This window comes from uncultured Amnibacterium sp. (assembly GCF_964250715.1).
GTDB lineage: Bacteria > Actinomycetota > Actinomycetes > Actinomycetales > Microbacteriaceae > Amnibacterium.
Map to the genome: position 1 here is coordinate 1 of NZ_CAXUGX010000016.1, position 26,099 is coordinate 26,099.

Genomic DNA, 26,099 nt, shown 5'->3' on the forward strand with positions numbered 1-26,099 from the left:
ACCACCCGATCCGCCTGCTCCAACGCCGACGTGAACAACGCCTCACGCGCATCCAGAGCCGCGAAATCCGGCAGCGTTGGAGTGGGGTCACCCGACCCGTCGTCGGACGGCTCACCCGTCTCCGCCGGCTCTGTCATGTTCTATACGATACCACACTTCGACACTAGAAGTAGAACACATGTTCCAATCAAGAAGTCAACCGTTAGGCGGGTGCTGCTCAGCTGTCCGACCGGCCCGGGTCGCGAGCACGGCGGCACCGAGCACGCGGCAACGGAGCAGACGGGCAGCCTCAGTGGCCGGTGAGGTGGCCGAGCGGCGACCGCGCGGCCCGGGTTGCGGGTTCCGCCGCACCGAGCACGCGGCCGTCCCTGACGCGCAGGTAGGCGGGGCTGACCGACGGCACCATGCCGAGGGCGTCCGCGGCAGCGGCCAGCCGCTGCGGAGCCCCCAGCGCCTCGATCGCCTCGGTCTGCACCTGCTGCTGCCGCACCAGCGACGTGGATGCAGCCTGCAGACGGTGTGCTGTGAACGCCTCCGCGTCGGTGCCGATGCTCAGCAGCAGCTGCGCGGCCATCACGCAGCCGACACCCGTCACGAGCGCCGAGGCAAGGACGACCCGCGGCCGGCCGCGGCGCACCCGCGGTGCGGCGACGACCTCCAGCTCCGGACGCGCCAGCGGCGCCGGCATCGACGGCCTGCGGGCAGGGTCGATCGCAAACGTGGTACTCATCAACAGTCCCCCAACTGTTTGTGACGAGACCGACAGTGCTCAGGCGTTCCCCCGAACGCGCACCGCCGCCCTCAGCCGCACGGAGGCGGCCCTCGGATTCTGGCCCACTTCGGCCGCGTCCGCGGTCGGCGCGCCGCGAGTCAGCATGCGGAACGTCGGCGCGTCCTCGGGCGGCTCGATCGGCAGGCCCCGCGGCGCGGTCGAGACCGTCCGCGGCGCGATCGCCCGCTTGACGATGCGGTCCTCCAGCGAGTGGTAGGAGAGCACGACGATGCGCCCCGTCACCGCCAGGGCGTCGAGCGCCGCCGGCATGGCCCGGACGAGTGCGTCGAGCTCGCCGTTCACCTCGATCCGCAGGGCTTGGAACACCCGTTTGGCGGGGTGCCCGGAGTGCTTCAACGCGGCCGGAGTCGCGGCGTCGAGCACCGCGACGAGCTCACCGGAGCGAACGATCCGCTGCCGCTCCCGCGCGGCGACGATGTGGTCGGCGTAGCGGGCCGCCAGCCGCTCCTCACCGTAGAGACGGAAGATGCGTGCCAGGTCGGCCGCCGAGGCCTCGTTGACCACGTCTTCGGCGGTGCGGCCGCGGGTGGGGTCCATCCGCATGTCGAGGGGGGCGTCGCGGGCGTAGCTGAAGCCGCGCCCGTCCGTGTCCAGCTGCATGGATGAGACGCCGAGGTCGAACAGCACGCCCTGCACCTGCTCGATGCCGAGGTCGACGAGCACGGCCGAAATGTCGTCGTAGACGGTGTGCACCAGGTCGATGCGTGCGGCGAAGGGCGCCAGCCGCTGCTCGGCGGCCCGCAGGGCATCGGGATCGCGGTCCAGGCCGATCAGGTGCAGGCCGGAGAAACGCCGCAGCAGCGCTTCACTGTGGCCGCCCAGCCCGACCGTCGCGTCGACGACTACGGCGCCGGGTTCGCCGATCGCAGGCGCGAGCAGTTCGACGGAGCGCTCGAGCAGGACCGGGACATGCTGTGCCACGGGTCCGATCCTGCCGTTCACCGACCCGTTCTCGCTCGCGCGAACCCGCCTCACCCACCCTGCCGTGCCGTCTGATCCCCATCCGTGCTCCCGGACCTGGCACCGGGGAAGTGTGTCAGGGACGGGATACGGCTGGGAGTCGGGCGGCGCGGGCCGGGCGGATGGGCGGTGGGGGTGAGAAAGCTCGCCAGGATCAGAACAGGCCGGGGACCACCTCGTCCGTGATGTCGGCGAACGCGCTCTCCTTGCTGGCCAGGTAGTCGTTCCAGGCGGGTGCGTCCCAGATCTCCAGCCGCGTGCCGACGCCCACGACGATCAGGTCGCGGTCGAGCCCCGCATAGGTGCGGAGGGTCTGCGGCACGGTGACGCGGCGCTGCCGGTCGGGCGTCTCCGCGTGTGCTCCGGAGAGGAACACGCGCATGAAGTCGCGGGCTTCGCGGCTCGTGACCGGGGCCTGCCGCATGGTGTCGTGCAGCGTGCCGAAGTCCGCCTCGGTGAAGACGTAGATGCACCGCTCCTGTCCGCGGGTGAGCACCACGCCGTCGGCGAGGTCGTCCGCGAACTTGGCAGGCAGGATAATGCGCCCTTTCTCGTCGAGCTTGGGCGTGAACGTGCCGAGGAACACGGCACTCCACCCCCTGTCGCGACGCCGGCCATGGCCTTGCTGGCCCCGATCGCGGTGCTGGTCTGTTCCTCCACGCTACTCCACTCTGCTCCACCACCGGAACCTCGGAGGGTACGCAGAAGCCCGTCTCCCTCCCCCGAGAACGGGGGGTACGGGCAGGCGGGCAAGCGGACGGGCGCGGGGCAGGCAGATACGCCGGATACAACAGAACGACCCGTCCGGCAGCTGCCGGACGGGTCGAATGGATCGGGGTGGGCGGAGGCCGCGGGGCCTCAATTCTCGCGGCGGCGCTCCCAGCGCTCAGCGAGACGGTCCATGGTGCGGCCGCGGCGGCGAGGACCCGTGGACCGGCCGGCGGCGCGCAGGCCGCGGGGCCCGGAGGTACCGGCGGCGATCAGCACACCGGCGAACATCGCAATGAAGCCGAGCACGCCGACGGGCCAGAACTGCAGGATCACCCCGGCGACGAGAGCTGCGACACCCGCGACGGCGAGCACGATGCCACCGACGAGCGAGGTGTAGTTGACGCCGGCGCGGACACGCCCCACGGACGCCACGAAGTCGGGGTCACCGTGGTAGAGACTGCGCTCCATCTCGTCGAGAAGTCGCTGCTCCTGCTCCGAAAGTGGCATCCTGTTCCTTCTTATCCGTGACCGCTTCTGCTGAGCACTGATTCTGGCAGTCGTAGGCCGTCGTGTTCGCCCGATCAATGCCGTGCACCGGGTGCCCTGAGTGTAGCCAGGCGCCCCGCGGCTAGGCTAGGACCCATGACGCAGAGCGCCAGGCTCGTCGATCTCGTGCAGGTGCAGATCGACGGATTCCTTGACGGCCGCGCTCCGATTCTCGCCGCGATCGCGGATGACACCGCGTCGTTCGAGCGGTTTTCCAGGGACTTTCTGAGATTCGGCAAGCGGTACCGGGCGCTGTTCTGCTACTGGGGCTGGCAGGCCGTGCAGGCCTGGGACGAGATCGATCCGATCGGCTCACTCTCCGGCCGCCGCGACCTGCCGGCGGTGGTCGCCGCGGCCAGTTCGCTGGAGCTCTTCCACGCGGCCGCGTTGATCCACGACGACCTGATCGACGACTCCGACACCCGTCGTGGCATGCCCGCCGCGCACCGGTTGTTCGAGACCGAGCACCGCGACCGCAACTGGGTCGGCGATGCCGCCCGGTTCGGGCGCTCGTCCGCGATCCTGCTGGGCGACCTGCTGCTGACCTGGAGCGACGAGCTGTTCGCGCAGGCCGTCGACCTGCTGCCGGACGCCGACAACGCACGGGCGGCCCGAGGCGAGTTCAACCGCATGCGCACCGACGTGACCCTGGGCCAGTACCTCGACATCGTCGCCGAGGCCGACTGGCCGCAGGTGCCGGACGCGCTCTCACTGCAGGCCGCCGAGCGGGTCATCGTCTACAAATCGGCGAAGTACTCGATCGAGGCGCCCCTGACGATCGGAGCGAGCCTGGGCGGGGGCAGCATGGCGCAGGTCGCGGCGCTGCGGGAGTTCGGTCTGCCGCTCGGCATCGCCTTCCAGCTGCGCGACGACCTGCTCGGCGTCTTCGGCGACAGCGACGTCACCGGCAAGCCGGCGGGCGACGACCTGAAGGAGGGCAAGCGCACGGTACTGATCGCGCTGGCCCGCCGCGCGCTGCCCGACTCGTCGCGCCGGACGGTCGACGAACTGCTGGGCGACCCCGAGTTGGAGCCGGGGCAGATCGCCACCCTGCAGGAGACGATCCGGGCCTCCGGCGCGATCGACGAGGTGGAGCGCATGATCGCCGCGAACGTGGAGCGTGCGCTCGACGCCCTGCAGGACGCGCCGCTCACCGACGACGCGCGCAGCGAACTCTCCCGCCTGGCCGACTCCGTGACGGTCCGCACGGCCTGAGCCTCGAACCAGCGGCGCTCAGATCGCCAGAGCCTGGGCGACACGCCGTACTTCTGCCTTGCGGCCGGCGAGCAGGGCGTCGATGGGCGCGGCATCCAGGCTGTCGTCGGTGTTCAGCAGCCACTCGACGGCGCCGTCGTCGGTGAAGCCCGAGTCGCCCAGCAGGATGGCGGTCCCCCGCAGCTCCGGCAGCGGGCCGTCGGGGGTCAGGAACACCGCGGGGATCATCAGCACGCCGTCGTGGCGCACGGCGAGCAGCTGGCGTTCCTCGAGCAGCCGGCGCACCCGGGTCGGAGACGTGGACAACCGCTCAGCGACATCGGGCACGGTCAACCAGGCGCGTGCAGCCGGCTCTCCCACGCCCTCAGGATGCCACGCGACGCCGCGCCGCAAATGTTTCAAGCAAGTAAACCCGTGTCACACCGGCCACGTTCGTTGACTTAGGTCTGCTTGCGTGTCACAGTCCTCTCACGCCCTCCGGGGGGAGACGGCGAGAGAAGGATCCGCGATGAGTTCGATGCTGACCGAAGGCGGTTCTGCACCGGTCGCGGCGCCGGTGGTGCGGGGGCGCCACCTGGCGCCGCGACCACCGGTGCGGCGCCTGCTGCGTGCCACTCCGGCGCAGCTCGTCGGCTCGTTCTTCGCGCGGTCCGCCACCCCGCCGGCTGAGGCTCACCACCCGCACTCGACACCGCGTCGAGCCCAGCCGGCGCAGGGAACTCCGGCGCAGAACGTTGCCGCGCCCGACGTTCCCGCCCAGGCTGGGCCCGCGAGCACGCCGCCGCGCGCCGGCACCGCAGCCGGGCGGGCGTCTCGTCCGTCGCTGCCCACCGGAGCGATCCCGATCGTGCTCGTCGCCGGCGAGTCCGTCGCCGACATCGCCGCCCGCTTCGGCCTCTCCACCGCCTCGCTGCTCGCCCTGAACGGGCTCAGCTGGCGCACCCCGATCGAGGCCGGCACCACCCTGTTCGTGCGTGCCGCCCGCTCCAAGCAGTCGCCGGCGCCCGCGCCGGCCGCCGAGGCCCCGCACCACGTGGTGATGGTGGGCGACACCGTGCAGAACGTCGCGGCCGTGTACGGGGTCGCCCCGGCCGCGATCCTGCTGGCGAACGGCCTGTCCCGCGGCGCGGCGCTCATGCCCGGCCGCCGCCTGATCATTCCGACTGTGCAGCGCGCGGCGACCGGCCCGGTGCTGCCGTTGACCGACGAGCTGCGCGCGAACGTGCGGACCATCGTCGGGGCCGGCCGCACCGCCGGCGTGGCCGACGACGGGCTGGTGATCGCCCTCACCGCCGCGATCGAGGACGCCGACCAGGCGACGGGAGGCCTCTTCGGACGCCGTGCACGGCAGGGGCTCGCCGGCCCCCGCGACGTGGCCGACCCCTCCCTGGCCGCGCAGGCGTTCTTCGGCGGTCCCGCCAGCCCGCTGCGGCACGCCGTGCGGGGCCTGCTGGACGTGCCCGGCTGGCAGCTGATGAGCGTTCCCGAGGCCGCCTCGGCCGTGCAGGGTGGCGCGGTGGAGGACTACGCCCGCTGGGAGCGCTGCGCCCGGGCCTGGCTCATCGAGCTCGACCGCGCGCAGTGACGGCTCACGTGGTCGATCCCCGCTGCCGCGTGGAGTCGAGCGCGGCCCGGCACCCGGGCGGCGGACGGCGCCGCACCTAGACTGCGCGCGTGTCTGCGCCGCCCTCCGACCCGCTGGTCGGCCGGCTGCTTGACGGTCGGTACCAGGTGCGGGCGCGGGTCGCCCGCGGCGGCATGGCCACCGTGTACGTCGCCACCGATCTGCGTCTCGATCGTCGCGTGGCGGTCAAGATCATGCACGCGCACCTGGCCGACGACGAGAGCTTCCGCGAGCGGTTCATCCAGGAGGCGCGGAGCGCCGCTCGCCTGGCGCATCCGAACGTGGTCAACGTCTTCGACCAGGGGCAGGACGACTCCCTGGCCTACCTGGTCATGGAGTATCTGCAGGGCATCACCCTGCGCGACCTGCTCGGCGAGTACGGCCGGCTCACCGCCGATCAGACGATGGACATCGTGGAGGCGGTGCTCTCAGGACTCGTCGCCGCGCACAAGGCCGGGATCATCCACCGTGATCTGAAGCCCGAGAACGTGCTGCTGGCCGACGACGGCCGAATCAAGATCGCCGACTTCGGGCTGGCGCGCGCCGCGTCGACCCACACCGGCACCGGCCAGGCGCTGCTCGGCACGATCGCCTACCTCTCCCCCGAGCTCGTCACCCGCGGCATCGCCGACACCCGCAGCGACATCTACGCCGTCGGCATCATGATGTACGAGATGCTCGTCGGCGAGCAGCCGTTCCGGGGCGAGCAGCCGGTGCAGATCGCCTACCAGCACGCCAACGACTCCGTACCCTCTCCGTCGCTGAAGAATCCCGACGTGCCGCCGGCGCTCGACGACCTGGTGCTGTGGGCCACATCGCGCGACCCCGAGGATCGCCCGCGCGACGCCCGGGCGATGCTCGACCAGCTGTTCGAGACCGAGCATCTGATCCACGACGAGCACGGCCAGGAGCGCACCGCGGTGCTGCCGGTCGCCCACGCCGCCATCCCCGATCCGGGAGCGGGGGGTGCGCCCACCGGCCCTGCCGGCCGGGGGACGGCCACGCGGCTGCTGGCGCGTGAGCCTGACCGGGCAGCGGAGCCGACGCCGGAGCGGACCCGGGCGCGATCGCGGGAGCGGTCGCGAGAGCAGGCGTGGCGTGAGGAGCTGACGCCGAGCGGCGACGCCCCCCTGCCGAGCACGATCAAGCTGGTGACGGCGACCGCTCGAGCCCGGCGGCGCGGTGCGTGGGCGGCCGTGATCGTGCTGGTCCTCGCCGCAGCCGCCGGCGGGACCGGCTGGTGGTTCGGGCCCGGCCCGGGCGGCGCGGCCCACGCCACGACCGGCTCGACCACCGTGAGCGGCGCGGTCGCCGCACGCTGACCGCCGGTTCAGGCGCGGGCGCTCAATTCCTCGGCGACCAGGAAGGCCAGCTCGAGCGATTGCGAGTGGTTCAGCCGGGGATCGCAGAGCGACTCGTACCGGGTGGCCAGGGTGGCCTCGTCGATGTGCTCGCTGCCGCCCAGGCACTCGGTGACATCGTCGCCGGTCAGTTCGATGTGGATGCCGCCCGGGTGGGTGCCGGCGTCACGGTGCGCGGTGAAGAACCCCCGAACCTCGCCGACCACGTCGTCGAAGCGTCGCGTCTTGTACCCGGTGGGGGTGGTCAGGCCGTTGCCGTGCATGGGGTCGCAGATCCAGAGCGGCGTGGACCCGAAGGAGCCGACCGACGCAAGCAGCGGCGGTAGCGCGTCGGCGATGCGCCCGGCGCCCATGCGGGTGATCAGAGTCAGCCGTCCGGGCTCGCGCTGCGGGTCGAGCACGTCGATCAGCCGCTCGAGTTCGTCCGGCGTCATGCCCGGGCCCACCTTGAGGCCGATCGGGTTGCGGATGCGGGAGAAGAAGTCGACGTGCGCGCCACCCAGTTGTCGGGTGCGCTCGCCGATCCACACGAAGTGCGCGGAGGTGTCGACCGGCGTGCCGTTGCGGGAGTCGATGCGCGTCATGGCGCGCTCGTAGTCCATCAGCAGGCCCTCGTGCGCCGTGTAGAACTCGACGCGGGTCAGCTCGTCGAAGTCGGCCCCGGCCGCCTCCATGAAGCGGATCGCGCGGTCGATCTCGCCCGCCAGGCCCTCGTAGCGCTGGTTCGCAGGGTTCGCGGCGAAGCCGCGGTTCCAGCTGTGCACCTGGCGCAGGTCGGCGAATCCGCCCTGGGTGAAGGCGCGCACCAGATTCAGGGTGGAGGCGGAGGTGTGATACCCCTGCAGCAGGCGGCGCGGATCGGGCACTCGAGAGGCGGGCGTGTAGTCGTAGCCGTTGACCATGTCGCCGCGGTAGGCGGGCAGGCTGGTCGTTCCCCGCGACTCCGTCTCGCTGGAGCGCGGCTTGGCGAACTGCCCCGCCATGCGGCCCATCTTGACCACCGGCATCGAGGCGCCGTACGTCAGGACGACGGCCATCTGCAGCACGGTCTTGATTCGAGCGCGGATGGCGTCGGCAGTCGCGCCGGCGAAGGTCTCGGCGCAGTCGCCGCCCTGCAGCACGAACGCCCGCCCGGCGGCCGCGGTGGCCAGGCGGGTGCGCAACTGGTCGATCTCGCCGGCGAAGACCAGAGGCGGGAGCGTCGCGATCTCGGCCGCCACCTGGTCGGTGACCGCGGGATCCGGCCACACGGGCTGCTGCAGCACCGACATGGTTCGCCAGTGGTCGAGCCCGGCGATCACGTCCGGCGCAGCGGTGACGTTCGGTTCGATGAGCTGATCGTCGAGGGCTCTTCGGAGCACGGAATCCTGTCGTTCGGGACGCGTTCGCACACGCGTTCGTGGCGGGCCTGGTGTCGATTCGGCCTGTTGTCGTCGATTGTTCGTCGATGAGGTCGCGCGGTCGGGAGTCAGGCGGCCGTCTGCTGCGGCTGCCTGCCCACCTGCTGCTTCACGCTGGTCGCGTACACGTCCACATACTCCTGGCCGGAGAGCCGGGCGATCTCGACCATGATCTCGTCGGTGATCGACCGCAGAATGAAGCGGTCGGATTCCAGGCCGGTGAAGCGTGAGAAATCTAACGGCTCGCCGAACACGACGCCAATCCGGCGGACGCGCGGGATGCGTTTGCCGATCGGCATGGCCTTGTCGGTGTCGATCATCGCGACGGGCACCACGGGCGCGCGTCCCTCCAGGACCATGCGGGCGACGCCGGTGCGGCCCCGGTACAGCTTGCCGGTGGGGCTGCGGGTGCCCTCGGGATAGATGCCGAGCAGGCCATCCGCCCGCAGCACGCCGAGCCCCGTGTCGAGCGATGCCTCCGACGCCTTGCCGCCGGATCGGTCGATGGAGAGCTGGCCGAGCGAGCGCAGCAGATGACGCATGACGAAGCCGACGAAGCCGCGCTTGGTGAAGTACTCGCTCTTGGCGAGGAACGACACCCGCCGGTCGACCACCAGCGGCAGGAAGATGGAGTCGATCACCGACAGGTGATTGCTGGCCAGGATGGCGGGGCCGGTCTTCGGCACATTCTGAAGCCCCGTGGACCACGGCCTCCACGAGTTGTTCAGGTACGGCGCGACCGCTGCGGTCTTGATCAGCCAGTACAGCATCTGTCCTCGAACCTCGCCCACCGGCCGCGTCACCTCGCGTCACCGACGAGTCTATCGACGGCATCGCGGCCGGAAAAACGGGCCCGGGACGTAGAATCCGAGTCGAACCCGCGACGCAAAGGAGCCGCTGTGCAGGAATTCGTGGCTCCCTCCCTGGTCCCGGCGGATCCCGCGGCCAGCGTGGCGGACCTGCTCGCCGACCGGGCGCGGGCGACTCCGGACACGGCCCTGTTCGCGCTGCCGCAGGGGGACGGCTGGCGCGACCTGACCGCCGCCGAGTTCGAGCGCGCCGTGGTCGCCCTGGCGAAGGGCTTCGTCGCCGCCGGCATCGAACCCGGCACCCGCATCGGCCTGCTGTCGGCGACCCGGTACGAGTGGACGCTCATCGACTTCGCCGCCTGGTATGCGGGCGCCGCCGTGGTGCCGGTGTACGAGACGAGCTCACCGGACCAGGTGTCGTGGATCCTCTCCGACGCCGACGTGTGCGCCGCGATCGTGGAGACACCGGAGCACTTCACCCGGGTGGACGAGGTGCGGCCCGACCTGCCGGCGCTGCGCGAGGTCTGGCAGATCGACCTCGGCGACCTGGACAAGCTGGTCGTCCGCGGGGCGGAGGTGCCGGACGCCGAGATCGAGCGGCGGCGCCATCTGGCGCGCGCCGACGACACCGCCACCATCATCTACACGGCGGGCACGACGGGCCGGCCGAAGGGCTGCGAGCTGACCCACGCCAACTTCGTGCAGCTGGCGAAGAACGCGGCGCTCGCCATCCCCGAGGTGGTGCACCCCGAGGCCTCCACGCTGCTGTTCATCACCGCGGCGCACGTCTTCGCCCGCTTCATCGCGGTGCTCGCCGTGCACGGCGGCGTGCGGGTGGGACACCAGAGCGACACGAGCCGGCTGCTGCCGGCACTCGCCAGCTTTCGCCCGACGTTCCTGCTGGCGGTCCCCCGCGTGTTCGAGAAGGTCTACAACTCCGCCGAGCAGAAGGCGGAGTCCGGCGGCAAGGGCGCGATCTTCCGCTGGGCGGCCGAAACCGGCGTCGCCTACTCCGAGGCGAGCGATTCCGGACACGTGCCGGTGACGCTGAAGGCGCGACAGGCCGTCGCCGAGCTGCTCGTGTTCCGCACCCTTCGGCGCGCGCTCGGCGGCCGGGTGCGCTGGGCGGTATCCGGATCCGCACCGCTCGGCCACCGCCTCGGTCACTTCTACCGCGCGCTCGGCGTCACGATCCTCGAGGGCTACGGCCTGACCGAGACCACCGCGCCGGTGTCGGTGAACCGCCCGTCGAAGAACAAGATCGGCACGGTCGGCCCCGTGCTGCCGGGCGTCTCGGTGCGCGTTGCCGATGACGGCGAGGTGGAGACCCGCGGCGTCAACGTGTTCGCGCGATACCGGCACAACGATCGGGCGACGGCCGAGGCGTTCGTCGACGGCTGGTTCCGCACCGGCGACCTCGGCCGCCTGGACGAGGACGGCTACCTGACGATCACCGGCCGCAAGAAGGAGATCATCGTCACCGCGGGCGGCAAGAACGTCGCTCCGGCGGAGCTGGAGGACCCGATCCGCGCCAACCCCATCGTCAGTCAGGTGGTCGTGGTCGGCGAGGGGCGACCGTTCATCGGCGCACTGATCACGCTGGACACCGACATGCTGGGTAGCTGGTTGAAGAACCACGGCGAGGACGCGACCCTCGCACCGGAGCGCGCGGCGCAGCTGCCCGCGGTGCGCGACGAGCTGCAGCGGGCGGTCGACGCCGCGAACACGAAGGTGTCGAGGGCGGAGTCGATCCGCGCCTTCCAGGTGCTGCCGGACGACTTCACGGAGGCGAACGGCGAGCTGACGCCCAAGCTCAGCATCAAGCGCGCGGTGATCCTCGCCCAGCGCACCGACGCCGTCGATCGCCTCTACACCGACGCGAAGGCGCACCGCGAGGCATCAGCCGCGCACTGACCTCGACTTCGCCGGCCCCCCTGCGACGTTCGAGGTCAGCGCGCCGACCCCCTCGATGTCGACGACGACGACATCGCCGTCGTGCAGGAAGACCTGCGGGTCTCGCCGGAAGCCGACGCCCCCCGGCGTTCCGGTCAGGATGATGTCGCCGGGGTTCAGCGCCGTGAACTCCGAGATGAGCGAGATCAGCTGCTCGATCGGGAAGATGAGCTTCGAGAGGTCGGAGTCCTGCACCACCGCGCCGTTCAAGATGGTGCGGATACGGGCTCGTGTGAGGTCGACCTCGTCGGGCGTCACGAGGAACGGCCCGACCGGTGTCGAGTCGTCCCAGGCCTTGCCCTGCAACCACTGGTGGGTCTTGTACTGGTAGTCGCGCATGGTGACGTCGTTGGCGACCGCGTAGCCGAGCACGTGATCGAGCGCGCGCCCCCGGTCGATGCGGCGTCCGGCGGTGCCGATGATCACCGCGAGTTCGCCCTCGTAGTCGACCTGGTCCGACTCCGGCGGCAGCACGATCGGGTCGCCGGCGCCGATGAGGCTCGACGCGAACTTGGGGAACAGCACGGGGTAGGTCGGCAGCTCCCGGCGGGTCTCCTGCACGTGCTCCAGGTAGTTGAGTCCGACGCAGAAGATCTTCGACGGATTCGGTACGACGGGAAGCAGGGTGACGGAAGCCAGCGGGAGGGCCTCGGCCGACTTCCGTTCGGCGTCGGCGAGACCTCGACCCGAGATCGAACGATCGATCTCTGCGACTCCGTCGAGCGGAACGAGTAGGTCGTCGACGACCTCGGCGACACCGCGGATCCCGTCGGACTCGTAACTCGCGTATCGCATCGGTCAGCTCCCCTGGCTGACGCGACGCCAGTTCGGCAGCTGCCCGCCCCAGAGATTCACCGTGTTCGGGCGGGGGTCCCATCGCCGCGGGACGTAGGTGACGCGGTCGTCGTAGAACTTCTCCATCTCGGCGGACAGTTCGATGTGGTTGCCCGCCGGGTCGTCGAAGAAGATGAACAGGTTGTTCCCCGGACCGTGACGGCCGGGGCCCCACTGCACCAGGACGTCCTGCTCGGTGAGGCGGTCGCACCACAGTTTGAAGTCCTCCCACTCCGCCAGGTCGTAGGAATAATGGTCGAGGTTGCCGCTCGACCCGACATTGACGAACGCGAGGGTGTGGTGGTCCTTGTCGCTGCGCAGCCAGGCGAAGCGCCCGTCGCTCAACTGGTCGGAGATGCGGAATCCGACGATGTCGGTGAAGAAGCGCACCATCGGCGCGACGTCCGACGTCCCGATGGTGATGTGCTGGTATTTGACCGGCCTGCGGCCGGAATCGCCGGCCCCCTCCCCCTGACGCCAGACGCGCGAGTGGAACCGCACGGTGAGGCCGTCCGGGTCGACGACACTGATCGCCTCGATCGTGCCGATCGCGGAATCGATGTCCACGGGGTCGACCGGACGCACGTCGTGACCGGCGGCGGTGAGGCGCTCTCGGATCCCGGCCAGTCCCCCCTCGTCGCGCACCTCGAACGCGTAATGGTCGAGGGCCCGCTCGCCGGGGATCAACTCGAGGACGTGGTGGCCGGTCCCCCAGCCGAGCCGGAGCCGGCCGCCCTCGAGCTCGTCGTGTACGACGAGGCCGAGGACGCGAGCGTAGAAGTCGGCGGTGTCGGCCACGTTCGGAACCCGAAGGCCCACATGGGACACGGCGGTGTGCCGCAGGGCACCCGCGGTCTCATTTTGCTGCAGCACTGTATGCGGTGATGGCATTGACGTCCCCTTCTCGATCGGACCTGTTCGTTCGTCGACCCGGCCCGGTGATCTCCGCCTGGTCGAACCACCCCGCCACGGTCGTCGCGACCTCGGCGGACCGGCCGGCCGGCCACTCGGCGGCGATCATCCGATCGGGCCGGACAAGCAGGAACGTGCCCGCCCGCTCCTGGAACTCGCGGTTGAGCCCACCGTCCAGATCCAGCAGCACGATCGCACCGCCCAGCGTGCTCGGCAGGTGGTCGCCGACGGGGACGTGCAGGCGGATGGCACGGGTCGGGTTCACAACGGCCGATGCGTCGTTCCAGCCGTCGCGGGATACACCGACGCCGATGACGGCCCAGCCGTCGCCGATCACGTCGTCCAGCATCCGCGGCTTGTGGGTGCGCGTGTCGAACACGCGCGGTTGGGCGATCGTCGTGCCGACGACGTCGGAGCCATTCGGAACGACCAGGCCGTCCGTCGCCCGGACTCGGGGACGGTACTGCATCTGCTCGAAGTACCGGCGGCCGTCGGGGGTCTCGAGTGCGCACCGGATGACCCGATCGCGCCGTTCCGCCAGTTCGCGGGAGGTCGTCATGACGAATCGGCCGAGGTTCTCGGAGAGCCTGATGGTCGCGGCCACGTGGTCTCGGCGCTCGGTCTCGTAGCTGACGAGCCAGTCGATCGCGAGGTGCCCCGCGCAGACCGCCGCGAGTTTCCAAGTGAGGTTCGCGACATCGCGGATTCCGGAGTTGAGACCCTGACCGGCGAAGGGGGGCATCATGTGGGCCGCGTCACCGACGAGGAACGCGCGCCCACGCGACCACTCGTCGGTATTGAGTGCATTGAATCGATAGATGACCGCGCGCTCGATCTGCCCCGCGTCGAGGGGGCGATACGGGGCCACCAGTCGTCGCATGAGGTCGAGTGGCGGGGTGTCCCCCGCTCCGCCTTCACCCGGATGCAGCAGGAACTCGTAGCGGCAGCGCCCGTTCAGCCCGGGCACGATGACGTGCGGTCGGTCGGGGTCGCCGTGGTGCATGCCGTACCGCTCGTCGTGCCAGTCCTCGAGCGTGTCGACGACCAGCCACGCGGCTTCATCGCTCCTGCCCGACATGGTGATACCGAGCGCCTCGCGGACACTCGACCGGCCGCCGTCCGCCCCGATAAGGAAGCGTCCGCGCACGGCCGTCGACGCACCCTCGGCACTTCGCACGTCGACCGTGACGGCGTCACCGCGATTCGTCACACCGGTGACCCGGGACCCGTACCGCAGGTCGACGAGCGCTTCATCGAGCAGCAGGCGCCGAAGCACCTGCTCGAGGTCCGGCTGGGCGAACGGGTTCTTGAAGGGATGCCCGAGCCGATACGGCTCGGGCCCGCTGGCGTGGAACAGCTCGACGTCGTCAGCACCGTAATACCGGGTACCCGTGCCGGGGACCACGATGGAGAGGACACGGTCGACGGCTCCCGCGGACTGGTAGGTGCGCAGGGACTCGTCGTCGAGGCTGATCGCCTTCGGCTCGGCACTCGGCCCGCCGTGCTGTTCGAGCACGATGACGCTGCTCCCCCGCCGCGCCAGCAGCAGCGCCGCGGTCATGCCGACCGGACCGGCACCGACGATAAGGACGTCGGCGTCGGCATCGACGTAGGTCGGGCTGAGCTCCACGATGACGGCTCCTCGGATCGAGGGCGCCGAGTTCGGCCCTCTAGTCGACTCTAGATCGACCTAGACCTGATTGCAAGGACATGGTTCCTACCAGGCAGGACATCTGCGATCTCAGTTCGAAGTGAGGGCGACGAGGTCGGACACCGTCGCCGACGCGGCGCGAACCTGCGCGAGCAACCCGTCCACCCGTTCCTCCGGGACCCGCCGCTTGACGGCCACCACGCTCAATCCCGCGACCACCCGATGCTGGTCGTCCCAGATCGGCGCTGCGATACCGATCGTGTCGGGGTCCAGCTCACCTCGGGTCACGCAATAGCCCTGTTCACGGATCGATTCCAGGCGCTCCACGATCTGAGCCTCGGTGGTGAGCGTCGACTCGGTGAGGCGAGGAAGAGGGGTCTCCCGCAGAAGCGCCCGCACGGTGTCGGGGTTCTCCCACGCCAGCAGGACCCAGGCCGATGCCCCGGCGTTGAGGGTGAGCGCGCTGCCCCGCTCGTAGGACAGCCGCACTCGATGATCGGACGGCTCCTCCCGCTCCAGGCACACGGCCCGCGAGCCGGAACGCCGAGTCAGCAGAGTCGTCTCGCTGGTCTCGTGGGCGAGCGCTCGCAGGGTGGGGAGCGCGACCTGGGACAAGCCGTACGACGACCGCGCCAGGCGCGCGAGCTCGAACACTTTCAGTCCCAGCCGAAAGCCGCCGGTCGGGTCCTCTTCGAGGTAACCCGCAGAACCGAGCGTCAGCAGATATCGGTAGGCCGTGGATCGGGCGACGGCGAGTTCGGCTGCGACGTCGATCGCGGACACCTTGAGCCGATCGGAGGTGAACAATCCGAGGATGTCGAGCGCGCGATCCGCCGTACTATTCCGTTCCCGGTATGCACTCACCCGCATGGGAGTTCCGGAGCCGTCCGTGTCGCTCACGGTGCCGAGCCTAGCCCCGGACGATCGACCGACCCGGGTCTCACCCGGCATTGCACTACTCCTCGAAATTGAGGTGGACGTTCTTCGGCTGGGTGTACGAGATGAGTTCTTCGATGCCCTCCTCCCGGCCGATACCGCTGTCTTTGACCCCGCCGAACGCGGTCCCGTGCACATGCTTGGAGACCTCGTTGACCCACACGTAGCCGGCCTCGACATCACGTGCGAACCTGTGCGCCGTGCGCACGCTCTCCGTGAACACGCTCGCGGTGAGCCCGTATCGGACACCGTTGGCGATCCGCAGCGCCTCGTCGTAGTCGTCGAACGGCATGGCCGCGAGCACCGGTCCGAAGATCTCCTCCTGAGCCAGCCGTGAATCCGGGTCGACATCGGCGAACAGCGTGGGACGCACGAAATAGCCGTGTGCGAATTCGCCGTCGGAAAGGGTGATACCCCCGGCGATGAGGCGCGCCCCCTCGTCCTGGCCGATCTGGATGTATTTGCGGACCTTCTCGAACTGCAGCGAGTTCACGATCGATCCCGTCTCGGTGGATTCGTCGACGGGAGAACCCGACCTCATGTGGTCGATACTCGACCCGAGCGCCTCGATGAACGGCTGATAGATATCGCGATGGACGAGCAGTCTGCTCGTCGATCCGCACGATTGGCCCTGCCAGGTGAAGTTCATCCCTCGTTGCGCCGCCTGCACCGCCGTGGCCATGTCGGCATCGGGGAAGACCACGAGCGGATTCTTGCCGCCGAGTTCGAGGGTCACGTGTTTGACCGCGACCGAGGCGGCGGCCGCCTGGATGGCGCGACCGGTGTCCGCCGAGCCGATGAACGCCAACCGGCGGATCGCCGGATGCCGCACGATCGCGTCGCCGGTCGTGTGTCCGTAGCCGGTCAGGATGCTGAGCAACCCCGCAGGGATGATGCCGGCGGCCAGCTCCCCGAGCCGCAGGGCGGATCGGCTGGTGTGCTCGCTCGGCTTGATGATGACGGCGTTGCCCGCGGCGAGCGGGGCGGCGATCTTCGAGGCCGCGAACATGAACGGGTGATTGAAGGGGATGATGCGCGCGACGACCCCGAACGGCTGCAGCAGCGTGTAGTTGATACGGCCGTAGGTAGTGGGGATCGTCTCGCCGCGGAGCTGCAGCGTGAGACCCGCGTAGTAGCGGAGCGAGTCGACGGCCATCCCGGCGTCGCGCCGCATCTCGCGGATGGGGCTGCCGTTGTCGATCACGTCGAGCTGCGCGAGTTCGGCGGCATGGTCGGCGATGACGTCCGCGAGCGCGATCAGTACCGCGCTGCGCTCCTCCGGCGAGGTGCGCTTCCACTCCTCACTCGCGCGCTTCCCAGCCGTGACGGCGGCGTCCACGTCGGCGGCCGTCGCATGCGGAAACCGAGCCGTGACCTGACCCGTGGCCGGATTGACGGCGTCGATGGTCGCCCCGTCGGACGCGAACGCCTCCCGGCCACCGATCCACATCGGGGCCGTCGTGACGGGTGTCCGTACCGCGGTATCGGTCATAGTGATGCTCCTTGTTCAGTGGTCGGCAGCGTTCGCACGAGGTAGTCCCACAACGACTGCAGGTGGCCGGGCGGCCAGACGGTGGCCCGCTTCGCAAGCGATGCGCGGGCGTCCGGTGCGGTGATCGGGGTTCCTGCCTGCAGCGCCAGCAGCTGTTGACGGCAGGCGTTCTCGAGCAGGACCGCGCGCACGACCGCCTCCTCGAGGCTCGCTCCGGCGGTGACGATGCCGTGGTTGACCATGAAGGCGGCCCGCTGGTCACCGAGGACGCCCGCGAGCGCCGCTCCAAGCCCACGATCGACGATGAGGTTGGCGGTGAGGTCGAACCGCGGAACCTCCGGCGGCGTGAAGAGCGTGCCTGCATGCGACAACGGCAGCAACGGCTGACCGGCCGCCGCGAGCGCGATGGCATGCGGCGGATGAGTGTGGACGACGGCGTTCAGGTGCGGGTTCGCCGCCAGGATCTCGGTGTGGATCGGCCACTCCGCGTGGCGCGGCCGATCGCCCTCGACGATCTGACCCTCGTCGTCGATGAGGATCACGTCGTCGGCCGACACCTCCTCGAACCCGAGCCCCGACGACTTCATCCATGTGCCGCGTCCGGCCGCGTCCCGGATCGACACGTGGCCCCAGACGTAGTCGTCGTGCCCGTTCGCCTTCAGCACCCGGCAGGCGATCGCGATGAGGGCGCGAGGGTCCTCCTGCCCTGTCATCGGGTCCGGTCCGGCAACCGCTGCGGCAGGTTGGCTTGCAGCCAGGTGTATCCGCCGGGGTCCCGCCGCAGGTGCCCGAGGCCGGGGAAGGGGAAGTGGTAGCCGAACACGGCGTACCGGTGGGAGTCCACGAAGTCGTAGATGCGGATCCGTTCGCTCGTCGCCGCCGCCCCGTCGTAGTCGAACATGAAGTTCCACTCGGGATGTTCGAGCAGCAGGACCTGGTGGTGGCAGAGGTCGCCCCAGCAGATCATGGTCTCGTCGTCGCTCGTGATCTCGTAGACCATGTGGCCCGGCGTGTGACCCGGAGTCGCGATGGCGCGGATGCCGGGCGCGAGGGTCTCCCCGCCATCGAGCAGGATCAGATCGTCGGTGTAGGCCGTCAGATTCTTGTGAGCACCGATGATCTGGTCCTTCTGATGCTCGGACGGTGCGTCGGCGACCCGTGACAGATCGGTCCAGTAGTGGTAGTCGGCTCGCCCGACAGCGACTTTCGCGTTGGGGTAGAGGCGCCGACCGGCCGCGTCGACGAGACCCCAGGCGTGATCGGGGTGGGCGTGCGTCAAGGCGATGATGTCGATCTGCGCCGGTTCGATCCCGGCGGCCTTCAGATTCGGGATCGTCAGACCCGTCTCGTCGCCGAACTCTTTGACGCCGAGGTCGGGGTCCGTGCCGACCCCGCTGTCGAACATCACGAGTGTGCCGTCCACGTCGATGACGAGCACGTTCTGATTCATGAAGACCGCATCGGTGGGGAGATAGTGCCGGACGAGCAGTTCGTCCACCTCTGCGGGATCAGCGTTGGGAAAGCTCTCACGAGCCCCACCGAGCTTGATGATGCCGTCGGAGACGACGGTGCACCGCATCGAACCATGCGCGAAGCGGGTGAAGCCTTGGGGCAGGTCGGTGGACGGACGGCCGGTCATGCGGCCACCGCCACCTGGGCACCGGCGGCGAGCAGGATCTCGATCACGTCGTCGTCGCTCGGTTCTCTTCGGTTGTTGAGGCGGAACGGGTGCCCGGTACTGGCGGCGAGCATGGCCTGCACCTGCTCCGTCCCGACGGCTCCGGCGGCGAAGTGGGGAGCGAACCCGATCGCGTCGTAGAGGTGGGAGATCTGGTCGACGAGTTCGCGCGTTCGATCCGACGTCACCGGCTCGTTGAACCGGGCGACGTGCGGCAGCAGGATGCCGTTCTGCAGCCCGTGGGCGATGTGCACGGAGGGTGCCGTCGAGAGCGCGTGGACCAGGGCGAGGCCACTGTTGCCGCACGCCATGTTCGCCGCGCTGCTCGCCTCGAGCAGGCGCTGCAGCACGGGGTCGTTCTCACCGGACGCGTTCCGACCGGACGCGATGCCGTCGACTGCCAGCGGCAGGGTGTCGATGATCGCCTGGGCGGCGTGGTGGGCGAGCGCCTCGGTGAAGAACGAGCTGCGGCGGGCCCAGGTGGACTCGATGCAATGGGACAGTGCGTCGAGTGCGGCGAAGACGAGCGGAGCCCACGGCAGGTCGCGCAGGACCGTGCCGTCGAGCACGGCGACGCGAGGCTCGCATCCGGCCGACCGGACCACCAGCTCATCTGCTCGACCCGCTTCATGCAGCACCAGCACCTGTGACACCTCACTGCCGCTGCCCGCCGTCGTGGGCACCGCGATGGTCGGGGCCGGCGGGGCGGGTACCTTGCCCACGCCTGCATATGTATCGATGCGGCCGGGATTGGTCATGCGGATGGCGACCGCCTTCGCAGCTCCGAGTGCGCTGCCGCCACCGATTGCCAGGACGACGTCCGCATCCGCTCGACGCGCTTCGGCCGCAGACATCTCCACCGCCCGGACGTCGGGATCCGGGTCCACGAGCACGGTGGTCGCGATCGTCGAGCGCGGCACGTCACGCCGTACGCGGTCGAGCAGCCCCACCTCGGCGATGCCACGATCGGCGACCAGCGCGATCCTGGCGGCGCCGAGCCGGTCCAGTTCGGCGGGCAGTGCGCTGAGGCTGCCGACGCCGGAGACGACTCGGGTGGATACCGCGAATTCCGTGTTCACAGTGAACCTTTCTGCTTCGCCGATGCGAGAGGACATGGTCGGGTCAGGCCGCCTGGGAGGCGCCGTAGAACGCTGCCGCCGTGATTGCTTCCGGCGTGAGACGGTCCCCCGTCAGTTCCGCGCAGACGCGACCGTCCGCGAAGACGAGCACCCGATCGCAGAGGTGCGCCAGGTCGTCGTATTCGACGGATGCGACGAGGGCCGCCATGCCCGCCGCGGCCGAGTCGACGATCAGTGAGAAGATCTCGGACTTCGCGCCGATATCGACACCGTGCGTCGGTTCGTGTACGAGGATGACGGCGGGCGTCATGCTGAGCCACTTCGCGAGCACGACCTTCTGCTGGTTCCCTCCGCTCAGCTGGCTCGTTGCGGAGTCGGACGAGAAGGTCTTGATGCCGTACGCGGCGATGAGCGAGTCGGCCTCGGCGATCTCCCGACCGCGGTGCAGCCGTCCTCGCCGCACGAAATCGCCGAACCGGGCGACAGTGAGGTTCTCACGAACCGTCAGGTCGGTGACCAGCGCCTTCCGTTTCCGGTCGCCCGGGATGAGCACCAGGCCTCGACGGATGCGCTCGTCGATGGTCGCGCCACGCAGATCGAGCGGTTCGCCGTCGAGCACGGTCGCACCCGCCGCACCGATCGTCGGATCGCCGAGCAGGTACGGGATGTCCTCGAAGCCCGATCCGGGCAGACCGGTCACTCCGACGACCTCACCCCGACGGAGCTCGAAGCTCGCATCGTTCAGCCGGCCGCCGGCCAGGCCGCGGACCGACAGGCGGACCTCGTCGGACGGCGACTCCTGCCGCTCCGGGTAGAAGCGGTCGAGCTTGGTACCGATGATCGCCTCGACCAGACTCGCGTGGTCGAATGCGCCGACCGGACGAAGCGCGACGATCCGACCGCTGCGCAGCACCGCCACCTGATCCGCCGCGGCGAAGATCTCGTCGAGCCGATGGCTGATGAAGAGGACGCCGACGTTCTGATTGGTCGCCAGATCGCGGAGCCAGTGGAGCAGCTCGGCTGCGTCGTCCTGACCGAGCGCCGCGGTCGGCTCGTCGAGGATGATCGCGGTGATCCGCTCACCCTCGCGGGACTGGAGCGCGCGGAGGACTGCGAGCTTGGCGATCGTCGCCAGGCTGAGATCGCCCGCGTCTGCGTCGAGGTCGGCATCGATGCTCCACCGTGCCAGCAGCGACCGGATGGACTCCCGCTCCTGCTTCCACAGGATGTGCCCGCCGAAGCCGGATCGGTATCTGCCGACGAGCATGTTGTCGACGACGCTCAGTCCTGCGACCAGGCCGCTGTCCTGGTGCACGAACCGCAGTCCGGCGTCCCGGACGGCCTTGGGGGTGACGTGCGCCCCGACGTCGTATCCGTCGATCAGGATCTCCGACCCCGCGTCGGCCTCGTGGTACCCGCTCAGGATGCGGACCAGGGTCGACTTGCCGGACCCGTTCGCACCGACGAGCGCGGTGATCGTGCCGCGTGCGATGACGAGATCGACATCGCGTAGCACCGCCGTGCCCTCCACGTAGGACTTGTGCAGCGAACGCAGCTCGACGGCGGGTACCCCGGCGACGGCGGCCGTCATTTCAGCCCCCACAGCGAGTCGAAGAATTCCGACGTCTTCGACGGATCCCTGTACCAAGCGCCGGACGCGAAGGATTTTCCGTCGATCGTGAGCCCCTTGATGTTGCTCGCGTCGAAAATGCGAGTCGGCGCGATCGCGTTCTTGACGGTCGGCGCACCGACCAGCGCGCGCAACGCCAGGTCCGCTTCGATGAAGCCCCAGCCGTAGATGTCGATCCCGATGTTGGCGGCGTTGACCCCGCCGCCCTGCTGCATGTCCTTCATCGGCTGCTCGCTTCCTGCGGAGGAGACGACCTTCACCGTCGAGGCCTTCCCCGCCTGCTGGATCGCCGGGTTGGTGAACTGCGTCATCGGATCGAAGGCGGGGGCGACGTAGTCGATCTTCGGATTGCGCAGCAGCGAGGCGTTGACGGTGGTGGCGAGGTCGCTCGCCCAGTTCGCGAGAGTCACGCCGGTCACCGTGGCACTGCACGCAGGGCACTGCGCCTTCAACTCCGCACTGAAGGCCTTCTGCTCCTCGACCGATCCGTCGACATCCGGAACGGTCAGGAAGAGGACGTGCGCGTCGGCCTTGGAGTCCCTGATGATCCAGTCGGCGATCAGCTTGCCGTTCAGCTTGAAGGCTTGACTGCTTTGACCGCTGAGTCCTGCGTACAGCGGGTCGGATGCGTCGACCGACGCTCCCGCCAGCACCGGGATGCCCGCCGCCTTCGCCTTGGTGAGCGAGTTCTGGTACGTGGCCGGTGTGCCGGATCCGTCGATCTGGATCAGATCCGCCTTCTGTGCGATCGCCTGGCTGAAGCAGTTGTTCTCGTCGACGGGGTTGCTCTTCCCGTCACACGCGACGACCTTGACTCCCACTCTGCCGAGGGCGGCCTTGAAGTTGTCACCGAGCACGGCGAGGACCGGGTTCTGCGCCTCGTGCGTGATCCACCACACGGTCTTCCCGCGCGCGGGGGACGCATCGAACTTGGTGCCGGGATAGTCGAGCGGTGCGGCGTGAAGGTGCGAGGTGACGGCCGCCGTGACGGCCGCCGGCACCGCGCTGCTCGTGCTCGCCGGACTCGTTCCGCCGCTTGCGCCACAGGCGCTGAGGGCGAGTGCGGCCGAAGACATCACGGCGAGACCGGCGAGGCGGGCAAGCCGTTTTGGGCGGGACTTGAATTGCTGCGACATTGCATTGCTCCTGTTCACGGGGGTGCGGTGGCGCTGGAAGGCGCTACGTGTTGTTCCTCTTCTGTGCTCGGACGAACGCCACACGCGAAACGGTCACCGCCACGACGACCGCGGCACCGTAGAACACGTCTCGGATCCACGAATCGAGGCCGAGCAGGACGAGGCCCGTGATTCCGGTCGCGAGAAAGAGGAGCGCGACGATGGTGCCGAGCGGGTTGATACGGCCCGGCTCGAAGATCGCGGAACTGAGGAACGCGGCGGCGAAGGCGGGCAGCAGGAGCGTCTGCAGCGAGGAGGGCTGAAGGCCTCCGGCGACGCCGATCACGATGACGCCGGCCACGCCGGAGAGCACGCTCGTCGTGACGAACGCCCCCATCCGCAACCGGCTCACCGAGATGCCGGCGAGCCTCGCGACCTCGCGGTTCTGGCCGATGAAGACGATGTGCCGACCGATCGCCGTGTGCTTGTAGACGTACCAGAGCGCCAGTCCGATGATGACCGCGTAATAGAACGCCGTACTCACGCCGAGGACGGGCGTGTTCATGATCCGGCCGAGCTCGAGCGAGACGCCGCCGATCGTGAGCGAATTGCTCGCCCAGAGTGCGAGGCCGACGAGCAGCGTTCCCATGCCGAGGGTGACGACGATGCTCTGCACGCCGACACGCACGGCCAGATACCCGTTGACGAGTCCGACCGCGAGCGCGACGGCCAGGCCGGCGACGACGGCGAGCCAGATGTTCCACCCGAGCACGGCGTTCAGCTGGCCGACCAGCGTCGCCGTGATCGTCATCGTTCCCGCGGCCGACAGATCGATCTCGTTGGCGGCGAGGGTCGGTACCAGCGCCAGCGCCAGTACCAACAACCCGGCCTGCGAACTGAAGATGGAGGCGAAGTTCGCCCAGGAGAGGAACGATCCCGGCGCGAGCACGCTGAAGATGACGATTTCGAGGGCCCAGACGGCGATCACGCCGTAGCGATAGCCGTAGGACCGTGCACCCCGCGTGGACTTCGACCGCAGAGGGCGTCGGACGGAGCTGCCGTCCGGATGCGCGGGGGCTGTGACCATGTCCATGACTTCCTCGTCAGTGCAACATCCATCGGCTGCTGTCATCGCAAGCTACACGCATGGTGTCCTGCTTACAAGGACAACAGTATCGTGTGGCAGGAATTCTAGGAGACGGGCGCTCGGGGCGCACGCCGAGCGGAGGTCCTAGAACCAGGGCGCGCGGCGGATGGCCGCCATCGCTTCGCGGCGGATGTCCGGTTCCAGGCGCTGCAGATAGACCCTGCCTGCCAGATGGTCCTGCTCGTGCTGCAGCGCCTCCGCCAGCACGTCCTCGCCGACCACCTCGACGGGGTCGCCGTCCAGGTCGATGCCGGTGGAGCGCGCCCGCGGGTGGCGCAGGGTCGGGTACGTCAGGTCGGGTACCGACAGGCAGCCCTCGATCATCGGCTCCGGCTCGCCGCTCACCTCGTGCAGCACCGGGTTCAGCAGGTACCCGATCCGCCCATCCACGTTGTACGCGAACGCCGCGAGCGGCACGCCGATCTGATTGGCCGCGACACCCGCGCGGCCCGGCACCGCGACGGTGTCGAGCAGGTCTGCCACCAGGGCACGAACGCGGTCGTCGATCCGCTCGATGGGCGCGCACGGACTGCGGAGGACGGGGTCGCCGAACAGGCGGATGGGTCGGACGGCCACCGAAGCAGTATGCCGGGCGCGCCAGCCGGACTGCCTTCGGGCGAGGGTGGCGCTAGCCGTCGCGGCGGACCGGCAGGCCGTCGACCACGTGGGCGGCGAGAGTGCGGGCGGCGTCCTTGGTGACCTGCTTCAGGTCCTTGTACGACACCACCGAGCCGGCGGCGAGCTGCGGGTCGTAGGGGATGCGCACGATCTCGCGCACGCGCGAAGCGAAATGCGCCTCGATCTCGTCGAGCTTCACGAGGTTGGTCCCCTGCGTCGCGGTGTTGAGCGCGACGACCGCGTTCTTCACCAGGTCGCCGTAGCCGTTGGCCTCCAGCCAGGTGAGGGTCTCGGAGGCCAGCCGGGCCTCGTCCACGCTGCCCCCGGAGACGATCACGACGCTGTCCGCGCGCTGCAGCGTGGCTCGCATGACGGAGTGGACGATGCCCGTGCCGCAGTCGGTGAGCGCGATCGAGTAGAACCGGGCGGCCAGATCCGCGACCACGTTGTAGTCGTTCTCGTCGAATGCCTCCGACAGCAGCGGGTCGGTGTCGGAGGCGAGGATGTCGAGCCGCGTCTCGTCGCGGGAGACCAACGTGGCGAAGTCGGTGAAGCCGGTCACCGCGTTGGCCCGCGTCACCACGTCGCGCACCGTCGCGCGGGTCTGCTTGGTGACGCGCTCGGAGAGCGTGCCGCGGTCGGGGTTGGCATCGATCGCGATGATCCGGTCGTCGCGGATATGCGCGAGCGTCATGCCGAGCAGCGTCGTGACGGTGGTCTTGCCGACCCCGCCCTTGCGGGTCAGCACCGGCACGAAGCGGGTGCCGCCCTCGAAGACCTTGGCGATGCGGATCGCCTGCTCCTTGCGGGCCCGCTCCGCGGGGGTGTCGCCGAGGTTCAGGGCGTGCAGCGTGATGGCGTAGACGAACCGGTTCCATGCCCCGGTGGGGGGCTGCCGCACGCGGCCGCCGTTCTCGATCAGCCGGTCGGCGGTCAGCATCGCCGCCGACTCGGGCGCACCGCTCGGCGCACCCGCGCGACGATCGCGGCGACTGGCGGTCCCCGCCCCGTCGAGACGCGGCACTTCACCGGTGTGGCCGGGCACGTGACCGCCGAGTGCGGCCGGTGGGCGGGTGTCGCCGACGCCGAGCAGGGCGTCGTAGGCGCTGCCGCTGCGGCGGGTGCGGGTCGACCCGGGCGTCGGCGCCGCCGGGACGGATCCGGTGCGCGGACGCAGTCCGGTGGGCCCGGTGCTCACCGGCACCTCACCGGTGGCACGGTGGACGACGTCGACGGAGGAGGTGCTGGGCGCCCCGGGGCCGACGAGGCCCGGGTCGACGGCCACGTCGTCGATGCGCACGGCGACCTCGTCGGCCGGCACCTCGCGCTTCGGCAGCGGCGGCAGATCGACCTCGATGGAAGGGTGCGGCATCAGGCGCGGCATCACGCGGGCGGCGTCGATGCGTTCGGCCGCGGTCCTGCTCCGCGCGCGGTTGCTCTCGACCCGCTCCACGGCCCCGGTGTCGCGAACGTCGTCGGAGAACTCGGGCCGGTCACCGACGCGCGTGCCGTCGAGGAGACCGGAGTCCTCCTCCGATCCCGTGCGCTTGGTGACCACCGCAGCGGCTCCTTCGAATGCGTTAATGCTTCGACTCTAACTTGAGACTTTCGGCGGGCGGGTAGCCCGCGCGGCGC

General features: G+C 69.6%; 23 protein-coding genes and 1 pseudogene. 4 read left to right on the top strand and 20 right to left on the bottom strand.

From position 1 onward, the window contains the following. Nucleotides 1-289: 289 nt before the first annotated feature. From ACFE7H_RS12880 to ACFE7H_RS12895, 4 genes are all read right to left on the bottom strand, one after another. Nucleotides 290-730: a hypothetical protein gene (locus ACFE7H_RS12880; protein WP_375401641.1), complete on the bottom strand. Its 441-nt coding sequence runs from the start codon at nucleotides 728-730 to the stop codon at nucleotides 290-292. A 39-nt stretch (nucleotides 731-769) separates the two neighbouring features. Next, complete coding sequence (gene rsmH / locus ACFE7H_RS12885) at nucleotides 770-1,723, bottom strand: 16S rRNA (cytosine(1402)-N(4))-methyltransferase RsmH (protein ID WP_375401674.1); 954 nt, start codon at nucleotides 1,721-1,723, stop codon at nucleotides 770-772. 184 nt (nucleotides 1,724-1,907) lie between these two features. Then, on the bottom strand, nucleotides 1,908-2,339 hold the full coding sequence (mraZ, locus tag ACFE7H_RS12890) for a division/cell wall cluster transcriptional repressor MraZ (RefSeq protein WP_375401642.1): 432 nt from the start codon (nucleotides 2,337-2,339) through the stop codon (nucleotides 1,908-1,910). Nucleotides 2,340-2,611: 272 nt separating this feature from the next. Further along, nucleotides 2,612-2,971, bottom strand: coding sequence for a DUF3040 domain-containing protein (locus ACFE7H_RS12895; RefSeq protein WP_375401643.1), 360 nt, complete (start codon nucleotides 2,969-2,971; stop codon nucleotides 2,612-2,614). Between the two features lie 135 nt (nucleotides 2,972-3,106). Between ACFE7H_RS12895 and ACFE7H_RS12900 the strand changes: the two genes are divergently transcribed. Beyond that, nucleotides 3,107-4,225 (top strand): polyprenyl synthetase family protein, encoded by a 1,119-nt coding sequence (locus ACFE7H_RS12900; RefSeq protein WP_375401644.1) that lies wholly within the window; start codon nucleotides 3,107-3,109, stop codon nucleotides 4,223-4,225. Between the two features lie 18 nt (nucleotides 4,226-4,243). Here the strand turns inward: ACFE7H_RS12900 and ACFE7H_RS12905 are convergent, their stop codons facing one another. After that, a complete protein-coding gene (locus ACFE7H_RS12905; RefSeq protein WP_375401645.1) occupies nucleotides 4,244-4,585 on the bottom strand; it encodes an Rv2175c family DNA-binding protein in 342 nt (113 codons plus the stop codon). 148 nt (nucleotides 4,586-4,733) lie between these two features. Here ACFE7H_RS12905 and ACFE7H_RS12910 point away from each other — a divergent pair, with 148 nt between their 5' ends. Together ACFE7H_RS12910 and ACFE7H_RS12915 are read left to right on the top strand one after the other, a co-directional pair. Next, complete coding sequence (locus ACFE7H_RS12910) at nucleotides 4,734-5,810, top strand: LysM peptidoglycan-binding domain-containing protein (protein ID WP_375401646.1); 1,077 nt, start codon at nucleotides 4,734-4,736, stop codon at nucleotides 5,808-5,810. A 113-nt stretch (nucleotides 5,811-5,923) separates the two neighbouring features. Continuing rightward, nucleotides 5,924-7,111: pseudogene (locus ACFE7H_RS12915) on the top strand (protein kinase); the annotation flags it as partial. A 68-nt stretch (nucleotides 7,112-7,179) separates the two neighbouring features. On the opposite strand, the gene ACFE7H_RS12920 reads toward ACFE7H_RS12915, so the two are convergent. Both ACFE7H_RS12920 and ACFE7H_RS12925 read right to left on the bottom strand, forming a co-directional pair. After that, a complete protein-coding gene (locus ACFE7H_RS12920; RefSeq protein ID WP_375401675.1) occupies nucleotides 7,180-8,511 on the bottom strand; it encodes a class II 3-deoxy-7-phosphoheptulonate synthase in 1,332 nt (443 codons plus the stop codon). A 167-nt stretch (nucleotides 8,512-8,678) separates the two neighbouring features. Further along, nucleotides 8,679-9,380: a lysophospholipid acyltransferase family protein gene (locus tag ACFE7H_RS12925; RefSeq protein ID WP_375401647.1), complete on the bottom strand. Its 702-nt coding sequence runs from the start codon at nucleotides 9,378-9,380 to the stop codon at nucleotides 8,679-8,681. A 129-nt stretch (nucleotides 9,381-9,509) separates the two neighbouring features. Between ACFE7H_RS12925 and ACFE7H_RS12930 the strand changes: the two genes are divergently transcribed. Next, on the top strand, nucleotides 9,510-11,333 hold the full coding sequence (locus ACFE7H_RS12930; RefSeq protein WP_375401648.1) for an AMP-dependent synthetase/ligase: 1,824 nt from the start codon (nucleotides 9,510-9,512) through the stop codon (nucleotides 11,331-11,333). Here ACFE7H_RS12930 and ACFE7H_RS12935 read toward each other — a convergent pair. From ACFE7H_RS12935 to ACFE7H_RS12995, 13 genes are all read right to left on the bottom strand, one after another. Then, on the bottom strand, nucleotides 11,319-12,167 hold the full coding sequence (locus tag ACFE7H_RS12935; RefSeq protein WP_375401649.1) for a fumarylacetoacetate hydrolase family protein: 849 nt from the start codon (nucleotides 12,165-12,167) through the stop codon (nucleotides 11,319-11,321). The two genes, ACFE7H_RS12930 and ACFE7H_RS12935, sit on opposite strands and share 15 nt — an antisense overlap. 3 nt (nucleotides 12,168-12,170) lie before the next feature. Then, on the bottom strand, nucleotides 12,171-13,097 hold the full coding sequence (locus ACFE7H_RS12940; protein ID WP_375401650.1) for a VOC family protein: 927 nt from the start codon (nucleotides 13,095-13,097) through the stop codon (nucleotides 12,171-12,173). Next, a complete protein-coding gene (locus ACFE7H_RS12945; RefSeq protein WP_375401651.1) occupies nucleotides 13,063-14,748 on the bottom strand; it encodes an FAD-dependent oxidoreductase in 1,686 nt (561 codons plus the stop codon). The genes ACFE7H_RS12940 and ACFE7H_RS12945 overlap by 35 nt, the downstream gene beginning before the upstream one ends. A gap of 111 nt (nucleotides 14,749-14,859) precedes the next feature. Continuing rightward, nucleotides 14,860-15,669 (bottom strand): IclR family transcriptional regulator, encoded by an 810-nt coding sequence (locus ACFE7H_RS12950; RefSeq protein WP_375401652.1) that lies wholly within the window; start codon nucleotides 15,667-15,669, stop codon nucleotides 14,860-14,862. 55 nt (nucleotides 15,670-15,724) lie between these two features. Continuing rightward, complete coding sequence (locus tag ACFE7H_RS12955) at nucleotides 15,725-17,197, bottom strand: aldehyde dehydrogenase family protein (protein WP_375401653.1); 1,473 nt, start codon at nucleotides 17,195-17,197, stop codon at nucleotides 15,725-15,727. After that, nucleotides 17,194-17,910: a class II aldolase/adducin family protein gene (locus tag ACFE7H_RS12960; protein ID WP_375401654.1), complete on the bottom strand. Its 717-nt coding sequence runs from the start codon at nucleotides 17,908-17,910 to the stop codon at nucleotides 17,194-17,196. Before ACFE7H_RS12960 ends, ACFE7H_RS12955 begins: the two co-directional genes overlap by 4 nt. Beyond that, the gene (locus ACFE7H_RS12965) at nucleotides 17,907-18,836 is read right to left on the bottom strand and encodes an MBL fold metallo-hydrolase (protein WP_375401655.1); all 930 of its coding nucleotides are present in this window, start codon (nucleotides 18,834-18,836) and stop codon (nucleotides 17,907-17,909) included. The genes ACFE7H_RS12960 and ACFE7H_RS12965 overlap by 4 nt, the downstream gene beginning before the upstream one ends. After that, nucleotides 18,833-19,954: an iron-containing alcohol dehydrogenase gene (locus ACFE7H_RS12970; protein ID WP_375401656.1), complete on the bottom strand. Its 1,122-nt coding sequence runs from the start codon at nucleotides 19,952-19,954 to the stop codon at nucleotides 18,833-18,835. The genes ACFE7H_RS12965 and ACFE7H_RS12970 overlap by 4 nt, the downstream gene beginning before the upstream one ends. Nucleotides 19,955-19,997: 43 nt before the next feature. Then, entirely contained in the window at nucleotides 19,998-21,545 is a 1,548-nt protein-coding gene (locus ACFE7H_RS12975) for a sugar ABC transporter ATP-binding protein (RefSeq protein WP_375401657.1), read from the bottom strand. Then, on the bottom strand, nucleotides 21,542-22,720 hold the full coding sequence (locus tag ACFE7H_RS12980) for a sugar ABC transporter substrate-binding protein (RefSeq protein ID WP_375401658.1): 1,179 nt from the start codon (nucleotides 22,718-22,720) through the stop codon (nucleotides 21,542-21,544). The genes ACFE7H_RS12975 and ACFE7H_RS12980 overlap by 4 nt, the downstream gene beginning before the upstream one ends. 43 nt (nucleotides 22,721-22,763) lie before the next feature. Further along, on the bottom strand, nucleotides 22,764-23,786 hold the full coding sequence (locus ACFE7H_RS12985) for an ABC transporter permease (RefSeq protein WP_375401659.1): 1,023 nt from the start codon (nucleotides 23,784-23,786) through the stop codon (nucleotides 22,764-22,766). Between the two features lie 144 nt (nucleotides 23,787-23,930). Continuing rightward, nucleotides 23,931-24,422: a peptide deformylase gene (locus ACFE7H_RS12990; RefSeq protein WP_375401660.1), complete on the bottom strand. Its 492-nt coding sequence runs from the start codon at nucleotides 24,420-24,422 to the stop codon at nucleotides 23,931-23,933. 52 nt (nucleotides 24,423-24,474) lie between these two features. Continuing rightward, a complete protein-coding gene (locus ACFE7H_RS12995) occupies nucleotides 24,475-26,022 on the bottom strand; it encodes an AAA family ATPase (RefSeq protein WP_375401661.1) in 1,548 nt (515 codons plus the stop codon). Nucleotides 26,023-26,099: the final 77 nt, after the last annotated feature.

Excerpts from the sequence above, each read along its gene's own strand:
- ACFE7H_RS12935 (WP_375401649.1), bottom strand. The coding sequence starts at position 12,167 with ATGCGATACGCGAGTTACGAGTCCGACGGGATCCGCGGTGTCGCCGAG.
- ACFE7H_RS12895 (WP_375401643.1), bottom strand. The coding sequence starts at position 2,971 with ATGCCACTTTCGGAGCAGGAGCAGCGACTTCTCGACGAGATGGAGCGC.
- ACFE7H_RS12965 (WP_375401655.1), bottom strand. The coding sequence starts at position 18,836 with ATGACCGGCCGTCCGTCCACCGACCTGCCCCAAGGCTTCACCCGCTTC.
- ACFE7H_RS12880 (WP_375401641.1), bottom strand. The coding sequence starts at position 730 with ATGAGTACCACGTTTGCGATCGACCCTGCCCGCAGGCCGTCGATGCCG.
- ACFE7H_RS12980 (WP_375401658.1), bottom strand. The coding sequence starts at position 22,720 with ATGTCGCAGCAATTCAAGTCCCGCCCAAAACGGCTTGCCCGCCTCGCC.
- ACFE7H_RS12925 (WP_375401647.1), bottom strand. The coding sequence starts at position 9,380 with ATGCTGTACTGGCTGATCAAGACCGCAGCGGTCGCGCCGTACCTGAAC.
- ACFE7H_RS12900 (WP_375401644.1), top strand. The coding sequence starts at position 3,107 with ATGACGCAGAGCGCCAGGCTCGTCGATCTCGTGCAGGTGCAGATCGAC.
- ACFE7H_RS12985 (WP_375401659.1), bottom strand. The coding sequence starts at position 23,786 with ATGGTCACAGCCCCCGCGCATCCGGACGGCAGCTCCGTCCGACGCCCT.
- ACFE7H_RS12940 (WP_375401650.1), bottom strand. The coding sequence starts at position 13,097 with ATGCCATCACCGCATACAGTGCTGCAGCAAAATGAGACCGCGGGTGCC.
- ACFE7H_RS12960 (WP_375401654.1), bottom strand. The coding sequence starts at position 17,910 with ATGACAGGGCAGGAGGACCCTCGCGCCCTCATCGCGATCGCCTGCCGG.
- ACFE7H_RS12975 (WP_375401657.1), bottom strand. The coding sequence starts at position 21,545 with ATGACGGCCGCCGTCGCCGGGGTACCCGCCGTCGAGCTGCGTTCGCTG.
- ACFE7H_RS12910 (WP_375401646.1), top strand. The coding sequence starts at position 4,734 with ATGAGTTCGATGCTGACCGAAGGCGGTTCTGCACCGGTCGCGGCGCCG.
- ACFE7H_RS12955 (WP_375401653.1), bottom strand. The coding sequence starts at position 17,197 with ATGACCGATACCGCGGTACGGACACCCGTCACGACGGCCCCGATGTGG.